Source organism: Halomonas sp. LES1, from assembly GCF_031846005.1.
In the GTDB taxonomy this organism is placed as follows: Bacteria; Pseudomonadota; Gammaproteobacteria; order Pseudomonadales; family Halomonadaceae; genus Halomonas.
Window position 1 is genome coordinate 60,217 of the sequence record NZ_JAVRGC010000005.1, and the last position, 13,396, is coordinate 73,612.

13 protein-coding genes and 1 tRNA gene are annotated in these 13,396 nt (G+C 65.9%); 7 read left to right on the forward strand and 7 right to left on the reverse strand.

Annotated features, from left to right (window positions below; genetic code table 11):
* Nucleotides 1–102: 102 nt before the first annotated feature.
* Entirely contained in the window at nt 103–630 is a 528-nt protein-coding gene (locus RM463_RS12015) for an HPP family protein (protein ID WP_195688622.1), read from the reverse strand.
* Between the two features lie 253 nt (nt 631–883).
* Nucleotides 884–960 (reverse strand) — tRNA-Arg (locus RM463_RS12020).
* 248 nt (nt 961–1,208) lie between these two features.
* On the opposite strand from RM463_RS12020, the gene RM463_RS12025 reads away from it, so the two are divergent.
* Nucleotides 1,209–2,066: a c-type cytochrome gene (locus RM463_RS12025; RefSeq protein WP_311430163.1), complete on the forward strand. Its 858-nt coding sequence runs from the start codon at nt 1,209–1,211 to the stop codon at nt 2,064–2,066.
* Nucleotides 2,067–2,162: 96 nt separating this feature from the next.
* Here the strand turns inward: RM463_RS12025 and rep are convergent, their stop codons facing one another.
* The 4 genes from rep to pyrE all read right to left on the reverse strand — a co-directional run bounded on the left by rep (nt 2,163) and on the right by pyrE (nt 6,115).
* Nucleotides 2,163–4,238: a DNA helicase Rep gene (rep, locus tag RM463_RS12030; protein ID WP_195688623.1), complete on the reverse strand. Its 2,076-nt coding sequence runs from the start codon at nt 4,236–4,238 to the stop codon at nt 2,163–2,165.
* Nucleotides 4,235–4,726 carry a tRNA (uridine(34)/cytosine(34)/5-carboxymethylaminomethyluridine(34)-2'-O)-methyltransferase TrmL gene (gene trmL, locus RM463_RS12035; RefSeq protein WP_195688624.1) on the reverse strand — a complete coding sequence of 164 codons (492 nt, stop codon included), beginning with the start codon at nt 4,724–4,726 and terminating at the stop codon, nt 4,235–4,237. Before trmL ends, rep begins: the two co-directional genes overlap by 4 nt.
* Before the next feature lie 77 nt (nt 4,727–4,803).
* A complete protein-coding gene (locus RM463_RS12040) occupies nt 4,804–5,355 on the reverse strand; it encodes a YfaZ family outer membrane protein (RefSeq protein WP_229333012.1) in 552 nt (183 codons plus the stop codon).
* A gap of 70 nt (nt 5,356–5,425) precedes the next feature.
* The gene (gene pyrE / locus RM463_RS12045; protein WP_311430164.1) at nt 5,426–6,115 is read right to left on the reverse strand and encodes an orotate phosphoribosyltransferase; all 690 of its coding nucleotides are present in this window, start codon (nt 6,113–6,115) and stop codon (nt 5,426–5,428) included.
* A 91-nt stretch (nt 6,116–6,206) separates the two neighbouring features.
* On the opposite strand from pyrE, the gene RM463_RS12050 reads away from it, so the two are divergent.
* On the forward strand, nt 6,207–6,974 hold the full coding sequence (locus RM463_RS12050; RefSeq protein WP_195688627.1) for an exodeoxyribonuclease III: 768 nt from the start codon (nt 6,207–6,209) through the stop codon (nt 6,972–6,974).
* Nucleotides 6,975–7,065: 91 nt separating this feature from the next.
* On the opposite strand, the gene rph is transcribed toward RM463_RS12050, so the two are convergent.
* Nucleotides 7,066–7,803 (reverse strand): ribonuclease PH, encoded by a 738-nt coding sequence (gene rph, locus RM463_RS12055; RefSeq protein WP_132044715.1) that lies wholly within the window; start codon nt 7,801–7,803, stop codon nt 7,066–7,068.
* Between the two features lie 171 nt (nt 7,804–7,974).
* Here rph and RM463_RS12060 point away from each other — a divergent pair, with 171 nt between their 5' ends.
* From RM463_RS12060 to RM463_RS12080, 5 genes are all read left to right on the forward strand, one after another.
* Entirely contained in the window at nt 7,975–8,838 is an 864-nt protein-coding gene (locus tag RM463_RS12060) for a YicC/YloC family endoribonuclease (protein WP_195688628.1), read from the forward strand.
* 57 nt (nt 8,839–8,895) lie between these two features.
* Nucleotides 8,896–10,086 (forward strand): MFS transporter, encoded by a 1,191-nt coding sequence (locus tag RM463_RS12065; protein WP_195688629.1) that lies wholly within the window; start codon nt 8,896–8,898, stop codon nt 10,084–10,086.
* A 93-nt stretch (nt 10,087–10,179) separates the two neighbouring features.
* Nucleotides 10,180–10,794 (forward strand): guanylate kinase, encoded by a 615-nt coding sequence (gene gmk / locus RM463_RS12070; protein WP_195688630.1) that lies wholly within the window; start codon nt 10,180–10,182, stop codon nt 10,792–10,794.
* 135 nt (nt 10,795–10,929) lie between these two features.
* On the forward strand, nt 10,930–11,187 hold the full coding sequence (gene rpoZ / locus RM463_RS12075) for a DNA-directed RNA polymerase subunit omega (RefSeq protein WP_132044707.1): 258 nt from the start codon (nt 10,930–10,932) through the stop codon (nt 11,185–11,187).
* 65 nt (nt 11,188–11,252) lie between these two features.
* Nucleotides 11,253–13,391, forward strand: coding sequence for a bifunctional (p)ppGpp synthetase/guanosine-3',5'-bis(diphosphate) 3'-pyrophosphohydrolase (locus RM463_RS12080; RefSeq protein WP_311430165.1), 2,139 nt, complete (start codon nt 11,253–11,255; stop codon nt 13,389–13,391).
* The last annotated feature ends 5 nt before the right edge of the window (nt 13,392–13,396 follow it).

Here is a 13,396-nt window from a genome sequence, read left to right on the forward strand (position 1 = left end):
CCCGGCACAACCGAGCCCTTGAGGTAGCGAATAGCGGTGTGATCCTTCCTGTTTTACGGCAAGGAGATGGCGGTTTTTTCTGCGCTCCTTGGCTCTGAGCCCCTACCAGTGCAGCGGATAGCGCCGGTGGCGGGCCAGGTTGTTCACCAGCACCGCCACCACCACCATGATGGCGCTACCGACGCCGATGGGCATCAGCGGATACCACCAGCCCAACCCCGTGATCTCGGGCCCGCCGATCACCGCGATCAGGGCCGCGGCGGCACCGGGCGGGTGCACGCTGTGAGTCAGCTGCATCAACAGGATGGAGAGCGATACCGCCAGGGTCACCGCCAGCGTGGTAGCGCCCAGCAGCTGGAAGCAGGCGACCCCGGCCATCGCCGAGAGCAGGCTGCCCAGCAATACATTGCGTGGCTGGGCAAAGGGGCTTTCCGGTGCGGCGTAGAGCAGCACCGAGGTGGCACCGAAGGAGGCCACGATCAGCAGCTGCTGGGAGAGCCAGTGCGCACTGAGCCAGCAGATCGCCCCCATGCCGGCCATGGCACCCAGCCATGACCAGAGGGCATCACCGAGATCGGGCGTATCGCGTCGCAGGCGCTCACCGCGCATCTTTCCCAGATAGGTCTTCATCGTTCCTGAATCGTGAGGGGTGAGCGGCAGAGTCTGACAAATTACTTAACGACATTAAAGCAAGTATTATTTATAACCAAATGAATTAAATTTGATCGGTGTCATGTTTCCCCGCCTTGCCAAGGCCTCACTCCCCTTGTCGCCACTGTCGGCATCACCACAGACAGTGAAGCGGGCCGACGCCCCTGCCAACGAATCCCAGGCACGCAGAAGGGCCCGGGGAGAGAGTTCTCCCCGGGGCCTACGATATTCTTGGCGCGCCCGGCAGGATTCGAACCTGCGACCTTTGGCTTCGGAGGCCAACACTCTATCCAACTGAGCTACGGGCGCCTTGCTCGACATGGCATCGAGCGGTCGACATCCTAACCGCCAGGCAGGCCACTGTCCAGCGCAAGGCGTTGCGAACGCTTTCATGGCACCTAAGCGTGGACGGCGCTGCCATTTTCCTGGCGCCAGGGTTGCCGGTATACTGTCGGCAATGACTGCATGATGGCATCTCCTCGGCTGCGTTGCCGATACCGTTCCCGCCGGGCGCTGCCACGAACAACTTCCTAAAGGACCGTGAAGAGGTGGTGAGAGTGAAATTCAGCAAGCTGATCATGGGGTGCCTGGCCACCCTGGGCCTGACCGCCGGCGCCGGCACCGCCCTGGCGCAGGTCGACGCCGAACGCGAAGCCATCGCCGAGCGCCTGAAGCCGGTGGGCGAGCTCTGTGTCGAGGGCGAAGATTGCGGCACCGCCAGTGCCAGTGCCGGCGGTGCCAGCAACGGTGCCTCCAGCGGCGGCGATATCGATGGCGCCAGCATCTACAACAGTGTCTGTATGGCCTGTCATGAGACCGGTGCCGCTGGCGCCCCGATTCGCGGCGACGAAGCGGCCTGGGCCGATCGCGTGGAGAAGGGCTTCGCCACCCTGCTGGACCACTCCATGAATGGCTTCAATGCCATGCCGGCTCGAGGCGGCAACCCCAACCTCTCCGACGCCGAGATGGAGGCCGTCACCGCCTATATGGTCGAGCCGGTGATGGATGTGCCGGAACTGGGCGGCGGCGACGAGGCGGCGGCCGAAGCGCCGGCAGAGGAAGCCGACGAGAAGGCACAGGCCGATGCCGCCAGCCAGGAAGATGCTACCGATGAGTCGGCAGGGAATGCCAGCGCCGAGGAGTCTGCCGCGGGCGGTGAACCCTCCCACGCCGGTATCGACGGAGAAGCGATCTTCAATCAGATCTGCATGGCCTGTCACATGACGGGGGCAGCTGGCGCTCCGGTCCGCGGTGAAGCCGACCAGTGGGCTCCTCGCCTGGAGCAGGGCATCGAGACCCTCTACGACCACTCCATCAACGGCTTCAACGCCATGCCGGCCAAGGGCGGCAACCCGAACCTCTCCGATGATGAGGTAAAGGCTGCTACCGACTACCTGATCGCTCCGGTGCGATAAGCTCCCGATCACGGCGGGTCAAGCGGGGCGCCTACGGGCGCCCCGCTTGCGTCTGATTGCCAGCAAGATGCCAGCCCAGCAGAGCAGGCATTCGACTCACCCCAACAGAGAGCGCAGCCCGGCGATGGCACTCTGCCCCCGCGCCTGCTTCTTCTCCGGATCCTCACGGTCCGACCGCCCCTCCCATTCCAGATCCGCCTCGGGCAGCTCGTCGAGAAAGCGACTGGGTGCGCAGTCCATCAGCTCTCCGTAGGTCTTGCGCTGTCGAGCCAGGGTCAGGGTCAGGGTACGCCGCGCCCGGGTGATGCCCACATAGGCCAGGCGCCGCTCCTCCTCCACCGTGCCCGCCTCGATGGCATTGCGGTGGGGCAACAGCTCCTCCTCCAGCCCCATCAGATAGACATGCGGGAACTCGAGGCCCTTGGAGGCGTGCATGGTCAGCAGCTGAACACGGTCGGAGTCATCCTCCTCGGCCTGCTGCTCGAGAATATCCCGCAGCACCAGCCGCGAGATGGCCGCCTCCACGCTGTCGGTCTCGGTCTCCTCGGAGGCCGTACTCTCCTCCGGGTCGGCCTCCATCGACTTCTCCAGCTGGTCGATCAGGGTCCAGACATTGGCCATGCGCCGTTCGGCGATGGTCGGGGCGCTGGCGTTCTGATAGAGCCAGGCCTCGTAATCCATCTCGTGCAACATGTCGCGAATGGCGGCGATGGCATCGCCGCCATCCATGCGTCGCCGCACGCCGTCGATAAAATGGGTAAACCGCCCCAGACGTTCGACCGCCCTGACCGGCAGCTGCTCGGCCAGACCCAGCTCATGGCAGGCGGCGAACAGCGAGATGCTCCGCCCATTGGCCTGCCCGTTAGCGTAGTTGGCCAGCTTCTCCAGGGTACCGGGGCCGATCTCGCGGCGCGGCACATTGACGATGCGCAGGAAGGCGTTGTCATCGGCCGGATTGATCAGCAGCCGCAGGTAGGCCATGGCATCCTTGATCTCGTTGCGCGAGAAGAAGGAGGTGCCCCCGGAGAGCTTGTAGGGAATCTGGTAGTGCTGCAGCTTGAGCTCCAGTAGCCGGGCCTGGAAGTTGCCGCGGTAGAGCACGGCGAAATCCCTCCACTCGGCGCGCTCCTTGATGCGCCGGGTGAGGATCTCGCTGGCCACGCGATCCGCCTCGGCCTCCTCGTGGCGGTTGACCACCACGCGGATCGGCGCGCCCTCGCCCATGTCCGACCACAGGGTCTTCTCGTAGACATGGGGGTTGTTGCTGATCAGGGTGTTGGCGGCGCGCAGGATGGTGCCGGTGGAGCGATAGTTCTGCTCGAGCTTGATGACATCCAGGCGCGGAAAGTCCTCGCCCAGGGTCACCAGGTTCTCGGGGCGTGCCCCACGCCAGGCGTAGATCGACTGATCATCGTCGCCCACCACGGTGAAGGTGGCCCGCTCGGCCATCAGCAGCTTGACCAGCTGGTACTGGCTGACGTTGGTGTCCTGATACTCATCCACCAGCATGTAGTGAATGCGCTTGCGCCAGCGTGCCAAGGCCTCGGGGTCGTCGCGCAGCAATACCACCGGCAGCAGGATCAGGTCGTCGAAGTCCACCGCGTTATAGGCCTTGAGGTGGCGGTTGTAGGCCTCATAGACCCGCGCGGCGAACAGCTCATCCTCATCGGCGGCATGCGAGAGCGCCTGGCCCGGCAGTATCAGGTCGTTCTTCCACTCGGAGATGCGGTGCTGCACGGCATTGATCTGGTCGGCGTCGACCTGGGCATCCTTGTGCATCAGGTCGCGCAGCAGTGCCTTGGCATCCTCGGGGTCGAACAGCGAGAAGCCGGGGCGATAGCCCAGCGCCTTGAGCTCGCGGCGGATGATATTGAGCCCCAGGGTATGGAAGGTGGAGACGGTCAGCCCGTGCCCCTCCTTGCCCTTGAGCATTGCTCCCACCCGCTCCTTCATCTCCCGGGCGGCCTTGTTGGTGAAGGTCACCGCGGCAATGCGTCGGGCACTCATGCCGCACACCTGAATCAGGTAGGCGATCTTGGTGGTGATCACGCTGGTCTTGCCGGAACCGGCCCCCGCCAGCACCAGGCAGGGGCCGTCGATATAGCGCACCGCCTCCTGTTGCCGGGGGTTGAGGCCGGCGAGACGCTGCTGGATGGTCTTGGGAGCACTCAAGGGAGAGGCCTCACGCTGTCTTCCCCTGCCGCGCCGGCGAAGTCCAGTTGCCGCCAGGCTTCATAGACCAGCACCGCACAGGCATTGGAGAGATTGAGACTACGGCTGTCGGGCCGCATGGGGATGCGCAGCCGCTGGGACTCGGGCAGGGCATCGAGCATCTCCTGGGGCAGGCCACGGGTCTCGGGGCCAAACACCAGGGCATCACCTGCCCGGTAGTCGGGCTCATGGTAGCCACGCCGCCCGCGCGTCGATACCGCAAAGACCCGCACCGGCCTGGCGGCCTCGAGGTAGGCCTGCCAGTCAGGGTGCACGCCTACCGCTGCCCACTCGTGATAATCGAGACCGGCACGGCGCAGGCGCCGGTCATCGAGTTCGAACCCCAGCGGCTCGATCAGGTGCAGGCGAAAGCCGGTATTGGCGCACAGCCGAATCAGGTTTCCGGTATTGGGGGGTATCTCGGGCTGGAACAGAACGACATCGAGCATGATTTATCCGCTGTGGTCCCGTTGGAACGCAGGCGGGCCCCATGATGGGGCCCGCAATCCTCGCCGCAGGGAGGCCGTCAGAAGCGCAGGCGCACGCCGACCTGGGCGCCGCGGTCCAGGGTCTGACTGCCGCGGTCGTCGTCGAAGTCGGCATCCAGCTGACGCAGCCCGAGGTAGCCATCCACATTGGGAGTAAAGGCGTAGCGGGCACGCAGGCCGACCTCATAGCCCTTGTCCAGCTCGCTGGTCGTCACCACACCGGGGGTGTAGAAGCCGTAACCGCCCAGCGAGACCGCCGGCAGATTGGGCAGATAGACGTAGCCGTAGCCACCGAGACCCAAACCGCCACCTTCTCCGCCCCTGGCATCATAGTGCGTCCAGCGGGCACCGATGCCCACTTCACGACGCGAGGTGTGCTGGCTGCCCATCAGCTGGGCATGATAGACGGTAGCATCCTTGCGGTAGTCGCTGTCGAGCACGCCACCGCCGAGCTGAACGCCCTCCACGACCTCGCCGGCCGCCTCGAACTGCACGGCATCCTCGCCCAGATTGAGGTCCAGGCTGGCGGCCTGGGCAGTGCCTGCACCCATCAGCAGCAGGCACGCCAGCAGCGTCTGTCTCGTTCTCATCATGCTCTTCCCGTTCTCTGCCGTCGGCATATCCTGTTTTGGCTCCTGTAGAGCTTAGCGCAATCGGCCGTCACGCCACAGCGGAAACACCATAGCGCGCACGATAGTCGCGAATGGCCGCGGCATGGCCACGCAGTGAGTCGCCGGCATGCTCCTCGAGATAGGTCAGCACCATATCCAGCGTCACGATACTGACCACCGGCATGGCGTAGCGTGCCTCCACTTCCTGGATGGCGCTCAGCCCTTCGCCTTCGACCTCATCACTACCGCGCTCCTGGCGGTCCAGGGCGATCACCACCCCGGCGGCACGGGCCCCGGCGCCCTCGATCAGCGTCATGACCTCACGGATGGCGGTGCCGGCGGTGATCACGTCGTCGATGATCAGGATATCACCGGCCAGTTCGGCACCGACGATGGTGCCTCCTTCGCCGTGGGCCTTGGCCTCCTTGCGATTGAAGGCGTAGGGCAGGTCGCGGTCATGCTGGTCGGCCAGCGCCACGGCGGTGGCGGCGGCCAGGGGGATGCCCTTGTAGGCGGGACCGAAGAGCACGTCGAACCGCGGGGCACGCTCGGCGATCGCGTGGGCGTAGAAGCGACCCAGGCGGGCCAGGGCGGCGCCGCTGCGGAAGAGGCCGGCGTTGAAGAAGTAGGGACTGACACGACCGGACTTGAGGGTGAACTCGCCGAAGCGCAACACGCCCTGCTCGATGGCAAATTCGATGAACTCACGCTGGTAGGGCTGCAGGTGCTGATCCGCCACGGGGCCTCCTATCACATTTATTGGCCTTGGCCATTTACCCATACGTCGAAACGTCGGGTATCATACACGCGCGACGGAAAAGGGACCACGTATGAAAATTGCAACCATCAACGTCAACGGCATCCGCGAAGCGGTCGGTCGCGGGTTTCTCGACTGGCTGGCCAATCAGGACGCCGATGTCGTCTGCGTTCAGAACCTCAAGGCCAAGAGCTTCGAGCTGGATGACAGCATCCTCTATCCGGAAGGCTACGAGGGCTACTTCCTCGACGCCGAGCAGGACGGCTTCTCCGGGGTCGGGCTCTACTGCCGCAAGATTCCCAAGGCGATCATGTACGGACTGGGCTTTCCCCAGTGCGACCATGAGGCACGCTTCCTGCAGGCCGACTATGACCGTTTCAGCATCGCCAGTTTTTTGATGCCCGACGGCAGCGACCCGGCCGCCAAGCAGACCTTCATGGCACAGTATCAGGAGTACCTCAGCAAGATGGCTCGCAAGCGCCGCGAGTACATCATCTGTGGCACCTGGCACATCGCCCACAAGACCATCGACCTGGAGAACTGGGCCGATAACCAGGGCACGCCCGGCTTTACCCCCGAGGAGCGTGCCTGGATGGATCAGGTGTTCGGCCCCACCGGCTTTATCGACACCTTCCGTGAGATCAACCGTGACGCCGGTGAGTACACCTGGTGGCCCAAGCCCGACCAGGAGGTGCCGCGCTCTCGCCAGGAGGGCTGGCGTATCGACTATCAGGTGGTGGGGCCCAACTTCCGCCGCCATGTGGTGGACGCCTGGATCGACTACGACGCCACCTTCTCGGAGTACGCGCCGCTGATCGTCGAGTACGACCTGCCGCTCTAGGCGCCTCCCTCCGTCGCCGTTCCGGTCTGTCGGAACGCAGAGTGCCGGCCAGTGATGGCCGGCACTCTGCATTAGCAGGAGGCCTGCAGGATCAGCGCGGAATACCCAGCGACTCACGCTGGTGGTCGAACAGCTGCACGCCGGCATTCTCGGCCAGCTCGAGCATGGCATTGAGCTCGGCGCGACTGAAGCTGTCCTTCTCGGCGGTGCCCTGCACCTCGATCAGGCTGCCCCCTTCGGTCATCACCACATTCATGTCGGTATCGGCACCGCTATCCTCGGGGTAGTCCAGGTCCACCACCGGCACGCCCTTGAAGATGCCCACCGACACCGAGCTGACCAGCTGCTTGAAGGGGTCTCCCTTGATCAGCTTGTTGCGTTGCAGGTAACGAATCGCATCCACCAGCGCCACGCAGCCGCCGGTGATGGAAGCGGTACGCGTGCCGCCATCGGCCTGGATCACGTCGCAGTCCACGGTGATGGTGAATTCGCCCAGCTTCTTGAGGTTGACCGCGGCACGCAGAGAACGGCCGATCAGCCGCTGGATCTCCAGGGTGCGGCCACCCTGCTTGCCGCGGGTCGCCTCGCGTCCACCGCGGGTATGGGTGGCCCGGGGCAGCATGCCGTACTCGGCGGTGACCCAGCCCTGACCCTTGCCGCGCAGCCAGCGCGGCACGCCGGGCTCGACGCTGGCGTTGCACAGCACCTTGGTATCGCCGAACTCCACCAGCACCGAGCCCTCGGCATGACGGGTGTAGTCGCGGGTCAGGCGGATCTCGCGGGGCTGCTCGGGCGCGCGCCCGCTGGGGCGTCGAAAGTCGTTGGCCATGATACCTCGTGATCGATAGGGGTTGAGGAGACGTTGAGTTGTTTCGGCTGGCCGACATTCTACACGCTTGGCCCGACGCTGCCGGCGAATCGGTTACACTGCGGCCTGTTCACGAGGCATGACCCGCTCTTCTCACCCCTCATCTCACACCAGTCACCCCGGGAGCCCACCATGGTGCACAGCATGACCGCCTTCGCCCGTCAGGAGCACACCGCCGCCTGGGGCAGCCTGCAGCTCGAATTGCGTTCGGTGAACCAGCGCTATCTCGAACCCCACTTCCGCCTGCCGGAGAGCCTTCGCGACCTGGAGCCCGCCTTCCGCGATGCGCTGCGTGCCCGCCTGGCGCGGGGCAAGATCGAAGTCAGCCTGCGCTTCGAGGCCGCCGGAGACGGCGCCGGACTCGCCGTCAACCCGGCGCGGCTCGCCGAGCTCGGCCGCGCCCTGGGCGAGGTGCGCCAGGTGGTGACGGAGGCCACCCCGCCCGACGCCCTGGCCCTGCTCGACTACCCCGGTGTGCTGGAGAACCGCGGCCCCGATCCGGAAACGGTCAAGAGCGCCGCCCTGGCACTGTTCGAGCGCGCCCTCGTCGACCTGCTCGCCGGCCGCGCCCGGGAGGGGGGGAAGCTCGCCGAGCTGATCCGCGAACGGCTCGCCTGCATCGAAACCCAGGTGACCGAGGTGCGTGGCCTGATGCCACGGATCCTCGAGCGCCAGCGTGCCCAGCTGCTCGAGCGCCTGGAGACGGTAATGGCCGAGCTCGACCCCCAGCGGCTGGAGGCGGAGCTTACCCTGCTGGCCCAGAAGGCCGACGTCGACGAGGAGCTCGATCGTCTGGTGACCCATGTCGCCGAGGTGAAGCGCCAGCTCGACCAGAAGGGCCCGGTGGGCCGGCGCCTCGACTTCCTGATGCAGGAGCTCAACCGCGAGGCCAATACCCTGTCATCGAAGTCGGTGGTGGCCAGTACCACCCGCTGCGCCGTGGAGCTCAAGGTGCTGATCGAGCAGATCCGCGAGCAGGTGCAGAACATCGAATAGGCAAGACCTGCCCCCCTGCCACCCAGTGGGGGCCGCCCTACCTCTCATGGAGACATCATGTCCGTATCTTCACCCGCCGCGGCTCGCCATCCGCGCCTGGCGGAACTCGCCCTGGCGCTGGGGGGCTTTGGCATCGGCACCAGCGAGTTCGTGATCATGGGCCTGATGGAGCGGGTCGCCACCAACCTCGAGGTGGCCACCGCCGACGTCGGCTACGCCATCTCCGCCTACGCCCTGGGCGTAGTGGTGGGCGCGCCGCTGATCTCGGCACTGGCCGCGCGCGTGCCTCGCCGCGCCCTGCTGATCATCCTGATGCTGGTGTTCGCCCTGGGCAACGTGGCCAGTGCCCTGACCACCACCTTCTGGCCCTTCGTCGCCCTGCGCTTCGTCGCCGGACTGCCCCACGGCGCCTTCTTTGGCGTGGCCGCGCTGGTCGCGGCGGCGGCGGTACCCGTGGATCAACGCGCTCGCGCCATCGGCCGGGTGATGCTGGGGCTGAGCGTCGCCATCGTGATTGGCGCCCCCCTGGCCACCTGGGCCGGCCAGTGGCTGGGGTGGCGCTTCGCCTTCCACGCCGTGGGCGGTGTGGCCCTGGCCACCATGCTGATGATTCGGCTGTTCGTTCCGGTCCAGCCCGGCGATCGTAACGCGAGTCCACGCCGCGAGCTCGGCGCCCTGGTCAGTCAGCGGGTCCTCGCTACCCTGGCCATCGCCGCCATCGGCTTCGGCGGGATGTTCGCGGTATTCAGCTACGTGGTGCCGACCCTGCGCGATCAGGCGGGCATGCCCGAAGCCCTGGGCCCCTGGGTGCTGGCCATCTTCGGCATTGGCGGCATCATCGGCAACCTGGTCGGTGCCAGGCTTGCCGACCGTCACCCCGTCGGCGCAATCCCCTGCATCCTGCTGTGGAGCCTGACGATACAGCTGGGGTTTTATATCGCCGCCAATCACCTGGTGACGGGGCTGCTGTTCGTTGGCCTGGTGGGGACCGGCATCGCCCTGGGGCCGGCGCTGCAGTCGCGGCTGATGGATGTGGCCGGTGAGGCACAGACCATGGCCGCCTCCATGAATCACGCCGCCTTCAACGGCGCCAACGCCCTCGGCGCCTGGCTGGGCGGCATCACCGTCAAGACCGGCGCCGCCTGGTCGGCCACCGGGCTGGTGGGTGCCGGCCTGGCCTTGGGCGGCCTGATGATCTTCGTCCTGGGGCGCCAGCTCGAGCGGCGGCGTCCCGCCCCCTCCGGCTAGCCGGATGCAGGCCTCACATGGGTATGCGATACTTCGCCCCCTTCCACTATCGGCCTCATCCCGGTCCCCGGACCACCCAACCCGGAGATGCGCATGTCGCAAGGTACGCTGTTCGTTGTTTCCGCTCCTTCCGGCGCTGGCAAGACCAGCCTGGTGCGCGAACTGGTCGAGAGTCTCGACGGCATCCAGGTGTCGATCTCACACACCACGCGGCCCCGTCGCGAAGGCGAGGTGGACGGGGTCAACTACCACTTCGTCGAGGTGACCGAGTTCGAGGCGATGATCGAACGTGGCGAGTTCTTCGAATACGCCCGGGTGTTCGACAACTACTACGGCACCTCGCGGCCCGCGGTACAGGCGGCGCTGGCCGCCGGCCAGGACGTGATCCTGGAGATCGACTGGCAGGGCGCCCGCCAGGTCCGTCAACAGCTCCCCGAGGCGGTGTCGATATTTATCCTGCCTCCCTCACGAGAAGAGCTGGAGCGTCGACTCTCCGGACGGGGTACCGATGAACACGCGGTGATCGAACGGCGCATGCGTGACGCGGTGAGCGAGATGTCCCATCACGACGAGTATGACTACCTGGTGATCAATGACGACTTCACCACCGCCCTGGCCGAACTGCGCGCCCTGGTGGTGTCTCATCGCCTGACCCGCCAGCGCGCCGGCGCCACCCATGCCCCCCTGCTGCAGGCGCTTCTTGCCTGAAGGCCGCGTCTGTGGCGCTTGTCAGCGCTGCCGGGCGTCGAGTAACCTATTGGGTCTACCCATAGCGGACACCCGTCCACGCGCCCACCGCGTGTTTGATGTCGGGGGTCCCGTCAGCTCTTCAGGAAGGCACCCATGGCGCGAGTCACAGTCGAAGATTGTCTGGAAAACGTCGAAAACCGCTTCAAGCTGGTGATGATCTCCACCCACCGCGCTCGCCAGCTGGCCCGCGGCTCCCGCGACGCCCAGCTGCCGTGGGACAACGACAAGCCCACCGTCATGGCCCTGCGCGAGATCGCCGCCGGCCTGGTCGACTCCAGTGTGCTCGACGAGCCCATCGAGGCCCTGGTGCGTCCGCCCCAGCCACAGTACGGTAGCTTCACCGAGGAGTGATCCCCGACGGCGCCACGGCGCCGTCCTCCCCTTTCGGACACTCACCCAGGAGTCAGGCGCGCCGCATGTTCACCATCGATGACCTGGCCGATCGTCTCGGCGGCTATCTACCCCAGAGCGAGATCCAGCAGGTCAAGCGCGCCTTCTACTATGCCGAGCAGGCCCACGACGGCCAGCGTCGGCGCTCCGGCGAAGCCTACGTTACCCACCCTCTGGCGGTCGCCAACATCCTCGCCAACATGCATATGGACCATCAGAGCCTGATGGCGGCCATGCTGCATGATGTGATCGAGGATACCGGCGTCGACAAGGAGGCCCTCGCCCAGCAGTTCGGAGCCCCGGTTGCCGAGCTGGTGGATGGCGTCTCCAAGCTGACCCAGATCGCCTTCGAGGACAAGGCGGTGGCCCAGGCGGAGAACTTCCAGAAGATGGTGCTGGCGATGTCCCGGGATATCCGGGTGATCATCGTCAAGCTCGCCGACCGCCTGCACAACATGCGCACCCTGGGTGCCCTGCGCCCCGAGAAGAAACGGCGCATCGCCCGCGAGACCCTGGAAATCTACGCCCGCATCGCCAGCCGGCTGGGCATCAACACCATCCGCGTGGAACTCGAGGATCTCTCCTTTCACGCCCTGCACCCGATGCGCGCCGAGCGTATCAAGCGCGCCGTCTCCAGCGCCCGGGGCCACCGCCGTTCGGCGATTCGTCAGATCCAGAACACCCTTCAGCAGAGCCTCGACGACGGGGGCCTGCCGAGCACGGTGGTCGGACGCCAGAAGCACCTGCTGTCGATCTATCGCAAGATGCGCGATCAGCGCAAGTCGTTCAACGAGATCATGGACGTCTTCGGCTTCCGCATTCTCGCCGAGGATGTCGACAGCTGCTACCGCATCCTCGGCGTGGTGCATAACCTCTACAAGCCGGTGCCCGGGCGTTTCAAGGACTATATCGCCATCCCCAAGGCCAACGGTTACCAGAGCCTGCATACCACCCTGTTCGGCGCCGGCGGCATGCCCATCGAGGTGCAGATCCGCACCCGCGAGATGGAGGCCATGGCCAACAACGGCGTCGCCGCCCACTGGCTCTACAAGGCGGGCCAGACCGATCACCCCATCGCCGAGGGAAGCCACGCCCGGGCCCGCGCCTGGGTCAAGGGGCTGCTCGAGATGCAGCGCCACGCCGGGGATTCGCTGGAGTTTATCGAGCACGTCAAGAACGACCTGTTCCCCGACGATATCTACGTGTTCACGCCCAAGGGCGATATCATGGAGCTCCCTCAGGGCGCCACGGTGATCGACTTCGCCTACAGCGTGCACACCGATATCGGCAACAGCACGATTGCCTGTCGCATCGATCGCCACCTGGCCCCGCTCTCGACCCGCCTGGAGAGCGGCCAGACCCTGGAGATCATCACGGCCCCCGGGGCGCGCCCCAACCTCAGCTGGCTCAACTTCGTGATCACCGCCAAGGCGCGTTCGGCGATCCGTCACGCCCTGAAGCACCAGCAGCACACCGAGGCGGTACAGCTCGGCCGCCGCCTGCTCAACAAGGCCCTCGGCGAGTTCGAGACCAGCCTGGAGGAGCTGCCCGAAGGCCTGCTGCCCGATCTGCTCGCGGAGCTGAGCCTGAAGAACGAGGCTGCCCTGCTGGAGTCGATCGGTCTTGGCTCACGTGTGGCCCACGTCATCGCGCGGCGCCTGATGGACCTTCAGCATGGTGCGGCCACCGGCCAGGACAACGCCCCGGACACTCGCCGTCATGGTCCCATCCTGATCAGCGGCGCCGAGGGCATGATCATCAAGTTCGCTCGCTGCTGTCATCCGCTGCCCGGCGATCCGGTGGTGGGCCACATCTCGGTAGGCAAGGGCATCGTGGTGCACCGCGCCGAGTGCCGAAACCTGGCCGAGCTCGGGACCGATCCCGAGAAGCTCTTCCCCCTGGAGTGGGCGGAGACCATCGACGAGGACTTCCCGGTGGCACTGCGCCTCGAGGTGCAGAACCATCGCGGCCTGGTCGCCGAGCTGGCCGGGGTGGTCACCGATGCGGACGCCAACGTCGAGCGCATCGGCATCGAGGAGCGCGATGCCCGCCTGGCCACGCTCAACCTGACCCTGGCGGTGCGTGATCGCGTCCACCTGGCGCGCATCATCAAGCGACTACGCAACCTCTCACACGTCGAGCGCATCAGCCGCATCGGCAACTGAGCCCT

What these genes read in the sequence shown, in the direction of transcription:
- gmk (WP_195688630.1), top strand. Translation starts at nt 10,180, where the DNA reads ATGTCGCAAGGTACGCTGTTCGTTGTTTCCGCTCCTTCCGGCGCTGGC.
- RM463_RS12015 (WP_195688622.1), bottom strand. Translation starts at nt 630, where the DNA reads ATGAAGACCTATCTGGGAAAGATGCGCGGTGAGCGCCTGCGACGCGAT.
- trmL (WP_195688624.1), bottom strand. Translation starts at nt 4,726, where the DNA reads ATGCTCGATGTCGTTCTGTTCCAGCCCGAGATACCCCCCAATACCGGA.
- RM463_RS12040 (WP_229333012.1), bottom strand. Translation starts at nt 5,355, where the DNA reads ATGAGAACGAGACAGACGCTGCTGGCGTGCCTGCTGCTGATGGGTGCA.
- rpoZ (WP_132044707.1), top strand. Translation starts at nt 10,930, where the DNA reads ATGGCGCGAGTCACAGTCGAAGATTGTCTGGAAAACGTCGAAAACCGC.
- RM463_RS12065 (WP_195688629.1), top strand. Translation starts at nt 8,896, where the DNA reads ATGTCCGTATCTTCACCCGCCGCGGCTCGCCATCCGCGCCTGGCGGAA.
- RM463_RS12080 (WP_311430165.1), top strand. Translation starts at nt 11,253, where the DNA reads ATGTTCACCATCGATGACCTGGCCGATCGTCTCGGCGGCTATCTACCC.
- RM463_RS12050 (WP_195688627.1), top strand. Translation starts at nt 6,207, where the DNA reads ATGAAAATTGCAACCATCAACGTCAACGGCATCCGCGAAGCGGTCGGT.
- RM463_RS12060 (WP_195688628.1), top strand. Translation starts at nt 7,975, where the DNA reads ATGGTGCACAGCATGACCGCCTTCGCCCGTCAGGAGCACACCGCCGCC.
- rph (WP_132044715.1), bottom strand. Translation starts at nt 7,803, where the DNA reads ATGGCCAACGACTTTCGACGCCCCAGCGGGCGCGCGCCCGAGCAGCCC.